Here is a 14,652-nt window from a genome sequence, read left to right as displayed (position 1 = left end):
TTGCAATTTAGTTATCCTAGCTGGCTCCCATCTGGGGGCCTTTTTTGCATCCTTCAGATTCCGCTCGGATTATGCATTTGCAAATAGAATTCGGGTAATTTGACTGGCTTATCAGAATTTGCAATTTGCAAAAAATGCAAATTGCTTTTCTCTTCAAGTTCTCCCTCTTCAAAAACATTCGAAATATGTCTTGAAATAACAGAAACACTTTTACCAAATAGTTCTGCCATTTGAGCTTGAGTTAACCAAACTGTATCATTATCAAGACGAACTTCAATGTGAAATTCGCCGCCCTCCGGCTGATATACAATGATTTCGTTCTTTTCGCCATTATTGGCAGAAACTGCTTTATCCATTTTTCCTCCAGTCGCTACAGGCTTGAAAAAGCGACAGTTTAATCAGTGTTCTTTTGTTCACTACTAAATTTATACAAAAGTTTGGGCGGTGTCAAGGCGGGGCGCGAAAAAATTTCACTTTGCAAACTATAGGCGACAGGGGACTATGTTTTGGGCGTTGCCCTGGCAGGCCGGCCCTCTTGCGCTATCGACTCGCGATGCGAGTCGTTCGTTCAGCCTCGCGCGACCTGCGACTGCACAAGGCAACCGCCGCGCGAGTCCGACCCCATGCGGGCGGCGGGGCCTAACGCATTCATTTCACGCTTTCTAAAAGTTGTTCCTTTGCGATTGCACTCAGCACGGAAAATGCGGTTAGCTTGTTGCCCACATCGCAGGAGGCAAAGCCACATTGAGGGCTCAGCTTCAGACGTTCCAAAGGAATGTACTTGGTCGCTTCCTTAATGCGGGCGATAACCGTCGCCTTGTCTTCCAGCTTGGGGGACTTGGAAGTAATCAGGCCAAGAACCACAACCTTGTCGGCGCTTACCTTTGACAAGGGCTCAAATCCGCCGGAGCGTTCGTCATCGTATTCCAGATAAAGCGTGTTCACATTTTCGCGGGCGAAAACGTAGTCCGCCACGGAATCATAGGGGCCGCTGGTGAAATAGGTGGAGTGATAGTTGCCGCGACAAATGTGGGTATTGATCTGCAGGTCCGCAGGTTTGCCTTCGATGGCCAGGTTGTTCACATGAAGCAGCTGATTTTTCACCACGTCAAGGCTCAGGCCCAGGGACTTGTAGCGCTGTGCGGCAGCATCGCCAACGATAGCGCCCCAGGTGCAGTCATCGAACTGGATGGTTCTGCAGCCTGCATCATATAGCTGATGGATTACGCCGCGGTAGGCGTAGGCAATATCTTCAATCAGTTCATCGTTTGTGGCGTAGAACTTGCGGGTCGTTTCGATATTCTGGGGAACGATAAGCTGCTGGAAAAGTTGAGCAGGAGCAGGAATGGTCTGCTTGGCTTCATGACCGTCACTTTCAAGAGACTTCACAAATTTGCGGGGCGCAGAAAACTGCCCACCACATCAAAATGGTGCGTATTTGACATCGTATTTTTCCTTTTCATGTTGTCGCAGGGCTAAAGGAGAGCACTAGGCGCAAACCTTCGCCGCCACGCTGTCATCAAAGACAGCATTCAACTAAGAGTTATTTCTTAGATGCCGCCAAATATAGATGGGAACTATCGCTTCGTCCAATACTTAATTTTTAGAGTTTGCGATAGGTTTTTGCTATACGCCTTTATGAAAGAATCGATTCCACTTGATTTCAAAGGATCTTTTCTTTTGCAGGTGTATGACGAAAGTAACGCCAAAGACCATCAGCAGAACCGCCAAGAAGCATACCATAAAGTTGTAGAAGAATATGTGTATGTAATGGTCGAACAAACCGTCGCTCGGAGTCTTGAAACAAAGAATCAGGGACTGCACGGAGCGATAGGCGTACATACCGGGAATCATGGGAAGCAGCGCCGGGAACGCCAAGGATTCGCAGGGACACTTCCAGACTTTTCGCAAAAGGACTGCAAACATCCCGATGGAGAAACCCGCTACGAGACTCGCCCATATAATGTGAAAGCCGCAAAGGTTCATCAACACAAATCGGGTGACGTGGCCAATGGCCGCCACAAGGCCGCAACCTGCGAAAATCCGTTTAGGCACATTGCTGATGCTTCCAAATCCGACGGCTGCAATGGAAGCGAAAAATCCGTCTTGAAGTAATGTCAGTAACATATTAGAAGAAATGAAGGTTGGTGAGAACAAGACCTATGCAAAAACCCAGCGATAGGCAGATAGTTAGAATGGCCCCCTTAAAAAACTGGCTAATACATCCAAGGAACATTCCATTCAGCAAATTGCTAAGCGAGTTAATATACGGGATTCCCGGAACCAGGTAAAGGATACTTGTAGCAAGTGCCACATTGGGCGTTTCTCCAATCTGAAAGACATAGCCGCTAGTGCCAATGACAGTCGAAACAACAGCCGCCAAAATCGTACCCATTCTAAAATCCAGCTTGAACCGTGAGCACAAAGTTCTTCGCAAGTAAAACCCGCAGGCAGTCGCCGTAGCCACAATGGCCATGGAAATAAAGTCCCCGTTGAACAACCTGCAGAACGAAGCGTTGGCAAGGCTCGCCAGCACAAGAACAAGATTTGGGTGCAGCCTTTTTACCGCATGAATCTTCTGGAATTTTTCATAGAAAATTTCGGGAGAATAATTTTCAGCCACCGTTTCCTTGGCAAGATGATTCAGCATAATAATCCTGTCAAAGTCAAGGGGATTCTCTTTGATCTTTTGGTTGATGGTATAAGTTTTCTGTCGTTTATCATCTACAGCGCAAAGGAGAATATGCTGCGGCAAGCCAGTCACTTCGGCATGAATTCCAAAGTGGGTCGAAAGGTACGCCACGCTGGACAAAACCTGCATACTGGTCGCACCGCAAGCAGCCAGCGTCGCCGCAAACTCCGCAATCATTTTGCAAACAATGAATTCCTGATTCTCCTGTTGTTCAAGAATTTCAGAAAGCGGCGAGGCGCTCGTCCCCATCCCTTTCTTCGTGAAAAATGCTTCATAAATAATCAGGAAAAGTACGATTGCAAAACAGGCGCCTATAAGAACGGTTGCATTTCCAGAGGAAACGCTAGTGATGTCAATATCAATTCCCATGGAAATGCCCTCAACAAAAACTAGTCTTCGATGCAGCGGACAGACGCAGCAATATCCTTGTTGAAGTGTTCCACGGTAATGATGCCGCTATCACTGATGTTCAGCATATAGGCGCGAACTGCGTCGTACTCGTCATCAATCCAAATGCGAGCCGACTTGTCTCGATCCACATAGTTGTCTTCATGGTAACGGAAGCCTGCGTTAACCACATTCAGCTTTGCAAATTCACCAGACGCAATCAGAGATTCATACTCAGCTTTTGTAGAAACATGCCAGCCAAGAGGACATGCCTTCTTTGCGGCAGCCCAAGTATAGAGGCGACCATAGTCAAGACACATCTTGAAATCATCGCCATAGCAGTAGCTGAAATCCGTGTAGAAATTGGCGTTCTGCGCAAACCACTTTTTCCCATTCGCATTCACGACCTTATAAACATTCTCGCTACATTTCAAGGATGTTTGATCATCGCTGAATTTGCATTTATGGAAGTCTTCGCAGGCAGTAAGGACGAAGGTTGCGGCAATTGCCAAGAAGGGAAGAATTTTCATCATTGTGAACTCCTATGTTTTTTGTTCGGGCCACAATGTAGAATCCCAAAGTTTTTTTGACTAATACTTTATATTTCTGAAAATTATATGTTTTTTTAATACAATCAATTTTTATGATTGATAAATCACGAAAGATGAATATTTGCACTAAGCACTACAATTTCACACCGGGAAAGCACACTCATAGATAAAATGTATTGGTATATACCCCCTAGGGGTATGTATATTTACAGCATGAAAAAAGAAAAATGTTGCTGTTCCTGCAAGAAAAAGGAACGAGAAAATTCCGAAATCAAGAGCCTCATGACCCGTTTAAACCGCATTGAGGGGCAGGTCAAGGGCATTCGAAACATGATTGAAAATGACGCCTACTGCACCGACGTTCTGGTACAGGTGTCCGCCGTCAACGCTGCGTTAAACGCATTTAGCAAGACTTTGCTAGCAAACCATATCAAGACCTGCGTTGCAAATGATATCCGAGCTGGCAAGGACGAGGTCATCGACGACCTGTTGAACACGCTTCAGAAAATGATGAAATAGGTCGGGCAAGCAATGCAAAAATTCAATGTTACAGGAATGAGTTGCGCCGCCTGCGTGGCCCGTGTCGAAAAGGCAGTGAACAGCGTAGAGGGCGTTGAGAATTGCGCCGTCAGTCTATTGACGAATTCCATGAACGTGGAAGGGACCGCCGACTCCGCAGCCATTATCCGCGCCGTAGAAAAAGCAGGTTACAAGGCAAACGTGCAAAAAAGCGCAGGCGAACCATCGAGCGAGAACGCCACAGGGATTGCGAACGATACAGGGAACGCCGCCGGAACTGCCGGCACCCTGGAAAACGCAACCATCACAGAAATCAGCACTCTAAAGAGCCGCCTAATCGCCTCCCTCATTTTCTTACTGCCGTTGCTTTACTTCAGCATGGGCCACATGATGTTTGGCTGGCCCCTGCCCGATTGGTTCATGTCTCCCGACAAGAATCACGTAGCCATGGGTTTGGTGCAACTGATTTTAGCAGGAATCATCCTTGTCATAAACCAGAAGTTTTTCATCAATGGTTTCAGGGGATTGCTACACCGCGCGCCCAACATGGACTCCCTGGTGGCACTCGGTGCAGGAGCCTCATACCTTTACAGTATAGCCGTTATTTTCGCCATGACCCGCGCCCAAGTCGTCGGCGGGGTTTCCGCTGCAGAAACCTGGATGGACAACTACTACTTTGAAGGTGCCGCAACCATCGTCACCCTCATTACCGTAGGCAAGTTGCTGGAGGCAATTTCAAAGGGCAAGACTACCAACGCCTTGAAGAGCCTGATGAAACTGGCCCCGCAGCAGGCAACGATTGAAGAAGACGGAGTTGAAAAAATCGTCCCCATCGAAAAAGTTCAGGTGGGATCCATTTTCATCGTGAAGCCCGGCGAAAATATTCCTGTAGACGGTGTTGTCTTGGAAGGAACTTCTGCCGTTAACGAATCCGCATTAACCGGCGAAAGCCTGCCTATCGACAAGAATGTCGGCGACACCGTTACTTCTGCCACATTAAATCAGTCTGGTTATTTGAAGTGCCGCGCCACCCGCGTCGGGAAGGACACGACCCTTTCCCAAATTATTCAGCTGGTCAGCGACGCTGCCGCCACAAAGGCTCCCATTTCAAAAATCGCAGACCGTGTTGCAGGAATTTTTGTTCCGGCGGTCATTGGAATTGCCATCGTCACTTTTGTAGTATGGTTTTTCGTTGGTGCAGAAATTGGTTTTTCTCTAGCCCGGGCCATTGCGGTGCTTGTCATTAGTTGTCCCTGCGCCTTGGGCCTTGCCACCCCAGTGGCCATTATGGTAGGCAACGGTGTGGGCGCAAAACACGGCATTCTTTTCAAGACTTCTGCCGCACTTGAAAATACAGGCAGGACTCAAATTGTTGCGCTGGACAAAACCGGAACCATTACTAAAGGCGAGCCCAAGGTAACCGATGTGATAACGATGCAGGGCGTTTCCGCAGTCGATTTAATGGACATCGCCAAGTGCATTGAAAGCAAGAGCGAACACCCGTTGGCAAAGGCGATTTTGAACTATGAAAGCGGCGAATCGAGCGGCGCAGCCTCCGACACGACTTCCAGCACAAACCTTGTTGAGAACTTTGAGGCGTTGCCCGGAAATGGTCTGCAGGGAACGGTAAACGGTCAGCAAGTTTTTGCAGGTAACTTAATGTTCATCGCAAGCAAAGTGAGTGTGTCAAGCGCCATGACTGCCGCGACCCACAAGCTGGCAGAATCCGGCAAGACTCCCCTGCTGTTCGCCAAGGGCAATTCTCTGCTGGGAATAATCGCTGTAGCAGACACCTTGAAGGACGATAGCAAGCAGGCCATTGCAGAACTGAAAAGCATGGGCATTCACGTGGTGATGCTCACCGGCGATAACGAACGTACGGCAAGCGCCATCGCAAAGGAAGCAGGCGTAGACGAAGTTGTCGCAGGGGTTCTTCCCGACGGAAAGGAAGCCATCATCCAGAAGTTGCAGGAACATGGCCACGTCACCATGGTTGGTGACGGCATCAACGATGCCCCGGCCCTGACCCGCGCAGACGTAGGTATGGCCATCGGGGCGGGGGCCGACGTGGCCATTGACGCCGCCGACGTAGTTCTCGTCAAGAGCAATCTTCTGGACGTTCCCGCAGCCATCCGCCTGAGCCGTGCCTCCATCAGGAACATTCACGAGAACCTCTTCTGGGCGTTCATCTACAACGTCATCGGAATCCCTTTGGCAGCAGGTTGCTACTACAAGCTTTTCGGATGGAGCCTGAACGCCACATTTGCAGCCCTCGCCATGAGCCTTTCCAGTTTCTGCGTGGTCACCAACGCATTGCGTTTGAATTTCGCAAACATCGGCAGTTCCCATAGGGACAAAAAGCTGAAGAAATCCATTTCAGGAAAAATTATCAAAGTCAACGACGAACCTTCTGCAGAACTAGAAACCGCAGACAACCCCGAAACCAACGTGCTCCCCGAAGCATCAAAACCAGAGGACACTCCCATGACCAAAACATTCACCGTCGAAGGAATGATGTGCAGCCATTGCGAAGCCGCCGTAAAAAAGGCACTGGAAGCAATCCCCGGCGTAGACTCCGCCAAGGCCAATCACAAGACAAACTCCGTAGAAGTCACCTTTTCCGAAAAGGTTCCTGTCGAAACTTTTAAGAAAGTTATAACCACCGCGGGCTACGAATTCAAGAATTAACGCAAAAAATTTATTGATTCTACTTTGTGATAATTCCCGAAGCTACAATTCCCTGACCGGCGTACAGCACCAGAATCTGTCCGGGAGCAGAAGCGAACTGCGGCTCGTCAAAATGAACGCTAATTGTTCCGGCGTTCACATCCAGCGATGTAATTCGAGCCAAAGAACCCTTATGTCCCAAGCGAATGTGCGCAGTCAAGGGTTGCTGCAACAACGGAGAATCTTCGTCCACCATCAGGTTCAATTCTTCGGCATTCACATCCACGCAGCTCATAACACTACGGGGGCCAAGAACCACCTGGTTCTTCTTCACGTCTATGCTTACCACAAAATACGGTTCTGGCAGGCCACCAATATTCAGTCCCTTACGCTGACCGATAGTGTAATGGATAATGCCGCGATGCTTACCCAGAACCTTACCGTTCATGTCCACAAAGTCACCAGGCTTGTTGTCGGATTCATCAAAGAGAACTGTGTAGTCACCGCATTCCAAAAAATCCTGGCTTTCTTTCTTGGTGGCAAAATCCACCCAGCCGATTTCTGCAGCCAAAGCCTTCACGTCGGTCTTCTTCATTCCACCCAGAGGGAAGATCACGGTGGACAGCTGTTCTGCTGTCAAACGGGAAAGGAAGTAGGTCTGATCCTTGGAATCGTCCAAGGCAGCATAAAGGAAAGGTTCCTTGGGATTCTTGAATTCTATGCGGGCATAGTGACCGGTAGCGAAATAATCGAATTCCACACCCATGCGGCGGGTAGCTGAATGCAAGGCGCCAAATTTAATATTCTGATTGCAGCGGACGCAAGGATTGGGGGTACGACCAGCACGGTACTCCGCACGGAAATAATCCAAAACCTGACGTTTGTATTCTTCAGTCACAGAAACAGTATAATGCGGTATGCCAAGGCGTTCTGCCACAGTCTTCGCCTGGGCGATATTTTCATCTTCACCAGGACCAAAGCAACCTTCACGACCTTCCACATGGGGCATGTTCTTGATAGAGCCATCCCATGTGGCCATGGTTACGCCAATGACTTCGTAGCCCTGTTTTTTCAGAAGATAAGCAGAAAGAGCAGAGTCAACACCACCGGAAAGGCCTACGGCCACACGTTTCTTAGAGGATTCCATATTCACACCTAAAATACAGATTCTTAATTACAAACATTCAATAAAAACGCCAGAAAGTTTATTGAGCTTTCTGACGTCTTCTCACTCTGAAATTTTTATAAAGTGCATTGGGCAAGGTTCACTGGGCAGCAAATGAGACCACGCAGCCCCGCAACACTTTTTAATTTTCAAAAATTTTTCGCGATTTAATTCGGCAAACTTATTCAGCGAACAGTGCGGTAGAAAGGTAGCGGTCGCCGGTATCCGGGAGCAAAGCCACGATGGTCTTGCCCTTGTTTTCCGGGCGCTTTGCCAGTTCCTTGGCAGCCCAGAGAGCGGCACCAGAAGAAATGCCCACCAGCACGCCTTCCTTGTGGCCGATTTCGCGACCGGCTTCGAATGCGGCTTCGTTTTCTACTGCGATGATTTCGTCGTAGACCTTGGTGTTCAAGGTGTCAGGAACGAAACCTGCGCCAATGCCCTGGATCTTGTGAGCGCCAGCAACGCCCTTGGAAAGCACCGGAGAGGAAGCGGGTTCCACAGCAACAACCTTCACGTTGGGGTTCTGGGACTTCAGATATTCGCCAACGCCCGTGACGGTACCACCGGTACCCACACCGGCAACAAAGATATCCACCTTACCGTCGGTGTCTTCCCAGATTTCCGGGCCGGTAGTGGCGCGGTGAGTAGCCGGGTTTGCGGGATTCACGAACTGGCCAGGAATAAAACTGTTGGGAATTTCTGCAGCCAGTTCGTTGGCACGGGCGATAGCACCCTTCATGCCCTTGGCCCCTTCGGTAAGAACAAGTTCTGCACCGTAGGCCTTGATAATCTGGCGGCGTTCAACGCTCATGGTTTCGGGCATCACGATGATGATGCGGTAGCCGCGGGCTGCAGCAACGGAAGCAAGGCCAATGCCAGTGTTACCGGAGGTCGGTTCGATAATCACTGCACCGGGTTTCAGCTTGCCGGACTTTTCGGCGTCATCCAGAATACCCTTGGCGATACGGTCCTTCACGGAACCTGCGGGGTTAAAATATTCAAGCTTTGCCAGAACCTTCGCACCGAGATTGTTAGCGGCTTCGATGTGAGTAAGTTCCAGAAGAGGAGTGTGACCAATCAGCTGATCTGCAGAAGTATAGATTTTAGACATGTTTGAAATCCTTTTTATTATTAGTGGTTAGTAGTTAGTGGTTAGTAGTTAGTGGTTAGTGGTTAGGCGCATGCTTCATTCTGCATTTCCTGTTTACTAACCACTAATCACTGTTTACTGCAGTTATTAAACTGCGGCCAATGCCTGTTCCAAGTCGGCGATGATGTCATCGATGTGTTCGGTACCGATGGAGAGGCGGATGGTGGACGGAGTGATATTCTGTTCCTTGAATTCTTCTTCGTTCAGTTCGGAATGAGTGGTGGTGTACGGATGAATCACCAGGCTCTTCACGTCGGCAACGTTTGCCAAGAGGCTAAAGATCTTCAGGCTATCAATGAACTTCCAGGCTTCGGCCTGACCGCCCTTGATTTCGAAAGTAAAGATGGAGGCGCCACCCTTGGGGAAATACTTCTTGAAGTTTTCGTGGTCCGGATGAGACGGCAGGCTCGGGTGGCTAACGGAAGCAACCTTGGGGTGCTTGGAAAGGAATTCCACAACCTTCTTGGTGTTTTCAACGTGGCGTTCGATACGCAGGGACAAAGTTTCAGTACCCTGGATGAGAGCCCATGCAGCAAACGGGGAAATTGCAGCGCCCTGGTCGCGGAGGAGGATTGCGCGGATGTAGGTCACGAATGCGGCACCCGGAACTGCATCGGCAAAGCTTACACCGTGGTAGCTAACGTTGGGGTTAGCGATGGTGGGGAACTTGCCGGACTTCCAGTTGGTCTTGCCAGATTCAATGATGATACCGCCGAGAGTTGTACCATGACCGCCGATGAACTTGGTAGCGGAATGAACAACTACGTCTGCGCCGTGTTCAATGGGGCGGAACAGGAACGGAGTACCGAAGGTGTTGTCAACGATAACAGCGAGGCCGTGCTTGTGGCCAAGTTCGATAAGAGCGTCGATATCGGAAACGTCAGAGTTGGGGTTGCCGAGAGTTTCCAGGTAAAGGATCTTAGTGTTTTCCTTGATGGCGGCTTCAACTTCAGCGAGGTTGTGAGTGTCAACGAAAGAAGTGCTTACGCCGAAAGGTGCCAAGGTGTGCTTCAGCAAGTTGTAGGAGCCACCGTAAATGGTCTTCTGGGCAACCACATGATCGCCAGCCTGAGCGAGAGCTTCAATGGCATAAGTAATGGCAGCGGCGCCAGATGCAACGGCGAGGGCAGCGGAACCACCTTCCAGGGCAGCAATGCGCTGTTCAAAAACGCCCTGGGTGGAGTTTGTCAAGCGACCGTAAATGTTACCGGCATCGCGAAGGCCGAAACGGTCAGCGGCATGCTGGGAGTTGTGGAAAACGTAAGAGGTGGTTGCGTAAATAGGTACTGCGCGAGAATCGGTTGCGGGGTCTGCGGATTCCTGGCCAACGTGAAGCTGAAGAGTTTCAAAATGAAGATTCTGGGACATGTGATTTACTCCGTACTATAAATTGTCTGTCGTTTTAATTTCTCTACCTTTTTGGTAGGTTTTTAATTTCAACGATCAAAAGTTAGACTTTTATTCCTACATTTCCAATAGGTTTTATAGGAAAATCACGACATTTTTCAAAAACCCAAGAATTCTATAGTTTTTGCCTATAACAAACCCATAATCATCCTTATAACTCCTATAAATCACACCAAAAAAGGAGGGCCACTCACCCGCCTACAACCCAAAAACCTATATTCCGTTCAAGTTTAAGAGGATTACAAATGTTTTTTACCCGTCAACCGCTTTACGCAACGGCTCTTCTCGTTTTATCGACCCTTGTGGCTTGTACGACCGATAACTCCGCTAGCCAGCCGACTTACGATTCCAGCAACGACTACATACCGGACTTATCCCAAAACTCATGTAAAATCGAAACAATCGGTGATTCCAAAATTTCTATAACCGAAGTCTATCAGGGATCAGTGTACAGTTCCATCGTTTACGACGTCACTCCCTCTGCAGTACTCATAACGCAGGACATTTACATCACACCGCTCGCCACCAACAGCCAGTTCCAGGATTACTGCGACGAGTTTGCGGAATCCGGAGATTACGACACATTCACCTGCTCCGGCCGACACCTTTCATACGAGTACAAATACGAAGTAACGTCATCCGTAAACTTAATCCGGACCAATCTTGAAAAAAGCTGCGAAACGTTCTACAAGGAAAATCCCGTTATCGAACCAAACGAGCCTGTAGAATTCCCCACCAACAAAAATTCCTGCTTCGTCACAAAAGACACCGATACCGATTTCAAGATGGAAGCAAACATCATTGGCATACAAAAAAACACGACTACCATAAAGTATGACGGTGAAACAATTCAGTTAATCCAAACCATACAATTCGATCCGGCCACACCAGCCGACACAATCAGTTCCGTTTGCGAAGAAAATATGGAAATCGGCAGTACAGACGATTACGACGTCACCTGCGGCGAAGACTTTGTACGTATTTACTACAGTGCAACAGTATCAACCACCACCAAAGACGAAATTGTCAATTCATACCTGAACGACTGCAAGGAATTTGACCGATTAGGGTATGCCGCATCCGCCATGCTCTATAGCTCCACCAAACAAAATTTGAGGTAGCAACATGCTAAAAAAAATTATTCCCATTTCAGCCATGGCTCTGTTGGTCATCACAGGTTGTTCATCAGATAGCAGTTCAAGTTCTAACGGTTCCGGTGAAAAAATCGGCTGCTCCGTCAAACAGACCTCCGAAAATTCCATGGTCATGACGTTCTTCGTATCGAACGCCTTTACAGCGAACATCACGACCACATTGAACGGAGACAAGGCAAACATAGAATACGTCACCGAATATTCCAGCTGGGTTCCCATGGAGGAAATCGCCAACATATGCAACGAAAACCAGCAGGAAGCCAACGAAAAACCCGGTGAATCTACAGTCATCTGTTCAGGACGTAACATCACGATTAAAGCTGTAGAAGACGCCGGTAGAAACTCCTTAGAAGATTTGATTCTTGACGCCAAGGGGGAATGCGAATCTTTCTACAAGGAGTATAGCGAGGCCTCCACCCCAGAAGATGACGAAGAAGAAGACGACAAAAACGAAGATAAAAATGAGTCCGGGAGCAGCGAACAAAACAGTTCCGGCAATTCCTCGACGAATCCAGCCGACAACGACAAAGGTCCCCTATTCCCTTCTTCACAAAACAACAAGCCCAGTTGCAACGTAGCCTTGATGGCCGATTCCTCCTTCGGCATCGACATATATGGCCCCATGGGATTCTCCTCCCAGTATATGGAATTTGCCGGTGATACCGCAATCATAACCATACTTATAAACTATGACTATTCCGTATCACAGGAACACATCGGCACAACCTGTACCGAACTGAGCGCAGACCCCAACGTAATTGAATACGAATCAAACTGCAATGGTAACCTCATTGTCGCACAAGGCAGCTATCCCCGTAACGAGTTCAGTTCCCGAGAGGAACTGATCGCCGAAATGCGAGAAATCTGCAATGAAATAGACCGTACAGAGACAGTCCCCGAATACTTTTTCTAACAAGGCATCTTGATTAAAATAGAACAGCCTGCTCCTCAAAAGAGCAGGCTTATTTATTAGTCTTATTTGTTTGCGGCTTTGCTTTTTGGTTACAGCCCACAACTCCAGACCTTGTCATCGGGAACCTTTCCATCGGTTCCTTCGACGCCCCTGACAAACTGGTCCAGCTTTACACTTTCAAGATAGCCGCGGATCATGGAATCCAGCTCCTTCCACACAGGAAGCGTCACGCAGAAATCCGCACGGTCGCAAGAATTTATCTCGTCATCCAGGCAGGCCACAGGCGCCACCGAGGTTTCGGTCTTGGAAAGGATATCCCAGACGCTACATTCCGCAGGATTACATTTCAGCTTATACCCGCCACCCTTTCCGCGGGCGCCTTCCAGAAGTTTTCCACGGACCAAGGTTCCCAAAATTCCTTCCAGGTACTTCTCGGAAATTTGCTGTCGGGAAGAAAGTTCCTGCAGTTTCACATAATTTTCGCGGCCATTCCTGGCCAAGTCAATCATGACTCGAAGAGCGTAGCGACCTTTTGTAGAAATCCTCATAAATAACCTCATCCCAAATAATAAAAAAAGGAAACGCCCCACAGAGCATTTCCCTTGAAAACTATAGGATTTGTAGGGTATTAATCCTGTCCCAGATATTCCACGGCAAAGATCAGCGTAGAACCGCCAGGAATGGGACCTGCTCCGCGGCTGCCATAGCCCAGTCCAGGAGGCACGATCAAGATGCGCTTTTCGCCGGGAAGCATGCCCTGCACGCCCAGTTCCCAACCGCGAATCACGCGACCGCCGCCCAAGGGGAAGCTAAACACCTGGCCACGATCACGGGAGCTATCGAACTTGTAACCGTTGGTAAGCCAGCCGGTATAATGGACGTGGGCATTCTGACCCTTCTGGGCAGGTTCAGCCCCTTCTTCGCCCTGCTTGATTACCGCATAACGCAGGCCCTCGGGACCATTTTCGAAAGTGAGCGTCGTGGTATCCGGGAAGAAGTCCATGGATTCAGCCAAGGATTCATCAATTTCAGAAGAGACCAGTTCCACCTTAAAGATCAACGTGGAGTTGGAAGGAATCATGGAGTAAGCTGTTGCGCCATAGCCCATGTTCGGGGAAACCCTGAACCAGCGGACGCCACCTTCACGCATACCATCCAGACCAATTTCCCAACCCTTGATCATCTTGCCTGCGCCAAGTACAACCTGCAGGGGCTTGCCGAGATCCTTGGAACTGCCGAACTTACGACCAGAAAGGAGCCAGCCAGTATAATGGGTCTTCAGGACGGAACCGATTGCGGTAGGCTTACCGGAGCCCACCTTTTCGTCATAAATCTTCAAGCCCTTGCCTGCTTCACGCCACTTGAGACCTTCTACATTCTTGGGGAACACATCCGGTTCCATGGGCTTTTCGGCACCCACCAGTTCCACCTCGAAATACAGGTCGGAATAGGCGGGAATGCCTTCCAGGGAATTTTCGCCGTAGGCCATCTGATAAGGGACATACATCTTGCGGATTTCGCCAACCTTCATGCCCACAAGGCCCTTTTCCCAGCCCTGAATGACCATGCCCATGCCAAGGGTAAATTCCAGCGGTTCGCCCTGTTCGTAGGAGTTGGCAAAAGGCTGCTGACCTTCGGACTCGGTAGATTCCGCAGCGGCGCTTTCGGCAGCAGAACTATCGGCAGAAGCCTTATCCAACAGCTTAGTCGTGTCAACTTGTGTCACACCAGCCACCTGGGCAGAACCCAGGTCATTGGCCAGGCGAAGGGAATCGGCCAAACGCAGGGAATCCAAAACCCTATTCTTCTCGGCCAGAATCTTAGCACTGTCCAAATAAAGATAACCCTTATAGTGAACCTTGATCAGCTGACCTGCACGGATTGTATCGCCAGCACCTTCCTTGACGGTTTCCACCTTGAAAGGGATAGCAAGGGCATTACAAACGGCCAAAATAAGAACAGCTGTAAAAATCTTCAATTTCGACATATAATCTCCTATTCCACAAAATAGAAAATGCTAGTTTTTGAGAGTAAGGCAAAAAGT

Annotated in this window: 13 protein-coding genes and 1 pseudogene; 4 read left to right on the top strand and 10 right to left on the bottom strand. The window is 48.9% G+C overall.

Annotated elements, in window-relative coordinates:
* Nucleotides 1-53: 53 nt before the first annotated feature.
* The 5 genes and pseudogenes from BUB94_RS08350 to BUB94_RS08330 all read right to left on the bottom strand — a co-directional run bounded on the left by BUB94_RS08350 (nucleotide 54) and on the right by BUB94_RS08330 (nucleotide 3,612).
* On the bottom strand, nucleotides 54-356 hold the full coding sequence (locus tag BUB94_RS08350; protein WP_073235904.1) for a hypothetical protein: 303 nt from the start codon (nucleotides 354-356) through the stop codon (nucleotides 54-56).
* Between the two features lie 292 nt (nucleotides 357-648).
* Nucleotides 649-1,395: pseudogene (locus tag BUB94_RS08345) on the bottom strand (5-methyltetrahydropteroyltriglutamate--homocysteine methyltransferase); the annotation flags it as partial.
* Between the two features lie 231 nt (nucleotides 1,396-1,626).
* The gene (locus tag BUB94_RS08340) at nucleotides 1,627-2,127 is read right to left on the bottom strand and encodes a threonine/serine exporter family protein (protein WP_073235901.1); all 501 of its coding nucleotides are present in this window, start codon (nucleotides 2,125-2,127) and stop codon (nucleotides 1,627-1,629) included.
* 1 nt (nucleotide 2,128) lies between these two features.
* A complete protein-coding gene (locus tag BUB94_RS08335; RefSeq protein WP_073235899.1) occupies nucleotides 2,129-3,061 on the bottom strand; it encodes a threonine/serine exporter family protein in 933 nt (310 codons plus the stop codon).
* A gap of 20 nt (nucleotides 3,062-3,081) precedes the next feature.
* On the bottom strand, nucleotides 3,082-3,612 hold the full coding sequence (locus BUB94_RS08330) for an FISUMP domain-containing protein (protein ID WP_083538184.1): 531 nt from the start codon (nucleotides 3,610-3,612) through the stop codon (nucleotides 3,082-3,084).
* 231 nt (nucleotides 3,613-3,843) lie between these two features.
* Here BUB94_RS08330 and BUB94_RS08325 point away from each other — a divergent pair, with 231 nt between their 5' ends.
* On the top strand, nucleotides 3,844-4,149 hold the full coding sequence (locus BUB94_RS08325) for a metal-sensing transcriptional repressor (RefSeq protein WP_073159185.1): 306 nt from the start codon (nucleotides 3,844-3,846) through the stop codon (nucleotides 4,147-4,149).
* A gap of 12 nt (nucleotides 4,150-4,161) precedes the next feature.
* Nucleotides 4,162-6,837 (top strand): heavy metal translocating P-type ATPase, encoded by a 2,676-nt coding sequence (locus tag BUB94_RS08320; RefSeq protein WP_073235896.1) that lies wholly within the window; start codon nucleotides 4,162-4,164, stop codon nucleotides 6,835-6,837.
* A gap of 19 nt (nucleotides 6,838-6,856) precedes the next feature.
* Here the strand turns inward: BUB94_RS08320 and mnmA are convergent, their stop codons facing one another.
* The 3 genes from mnmA to BUB94_RS08305 form a co-directional block, all read right to left on the bottom strand.
* The gene (gene mnmA / locus BUB94_RS08315; protein ID WP_073235894.1) at nucleotides 6,857-7,963 is read right to left on the bottom strand and encodes a tRNA 2-thiouridine(34) synthase MnmA; all 1,107 of its coding nucleotides are present in this window, start codon (nucleotides 7,961-7,963) and stop codon (nucleotides 6,857-6,859) included.
* Nucleotides 7,964-8,162: 199 nt separating this feature from the next.
* Nucleotides 8,163-9,095 (bottom strand): cysteine synthase A, encoded by a 933-nt coding sequence (gene cysK / locus BUB94_RS08310; RefSeq protein ID WP_073158950.1) that lies wholly within the window; start codon nucleotides 9,093-9,095, stop codon nucleotides 8,163-8,165.
* Nucleotides 9,096-9,221: 126 nt separating this feature from the next.
* A complete protein-coding gene (locus BUB94_RS08305) occupies nucleotides 9,222-10,502 on the bottom strand; it encodes an O-acetylhomoserine aminocarboxypropyltransferase/cysteine synthase family protein (protein ID WP_073235891.1) in 1,281 nt (426 codons plus the stop codon).
* 284 nt (nucleotides 10,503-10,786) lie between these two features.
* On the opposite strand from BUB94_RS08305, the gene BUB94_RS08300 reads away from it, so the two are divergent.
* Together BUB94_RS08300 and BUB94_RS08295 are read left to right on the top strand one after the other, a co-directional pair.
* Entirely contained in the window at nucleotides 10,787-11,662 is an 876-nt protein-coding gene (locus BUB94_RS08300; RefSeq protein WP_139260169.1) for a hypothetical protein, read from the top strand.
* 4 nt (nucleotides 11,663-11,666) lie between these two features.
* Entirely contained in the window at nucleotides 11,667-12,608 is a 942-nt protein-coding gene (locus tag BUB94_RS08295; protein ID WP_073235885.1) for a hypothetical protein, read from the top strand.
* A gap of 89 nt (nucleotides 12,609-12,697) precedes the next feature.
* Here the strand turns inward: BUB94_RS08295 and BUB94_RS08290 are convergent, their stop codons facing one another.
* Nucleotides 12,698-13,156 (bottom strand): RrF2 family transcriptional regulator, encoded by a 459-nt coding sequence (locus BUB94_RS08290; protein WP_073158960.1) that lies wholly within the window; start codon nucleotides 13,154-13,156, stop codon nucleotides 12,698-12,700.
* Between the two features lie 80 nt (nucleotides 13,157-13,236).
* The gene (locus BUB94_RS16195; RefSeq protein WP_083538183.1) at nucleotides 13,237-14,595 is read right to left on the bottom strand and encodes an FKBP-type peptidyl-prolyl cis-trans isomerase; all 1,359 of its coding nucleotides are present in this window, start codon (nucleotides 14,593-14,595) and stop codon (nucleotides 13,237-13,239) included.
* Nucleotides 14,596-14,652 lie beyond the last annotated feature (57 nt).

The organism is Fibrobacter sp. UWH9 (assembly GCF_900129715.1).
In the GTDB taxonomy this organism is placed as follows: Bacteria; Fibrobacterota; Fibrobacteria; order Fibrobacterales; family Fibrobacteraceae; genus Fibrobacter.
Note: the sequence above shows the minus strand (reverse complement) of the source record. Positions and strands in the feature narration are given on the sequence as shown.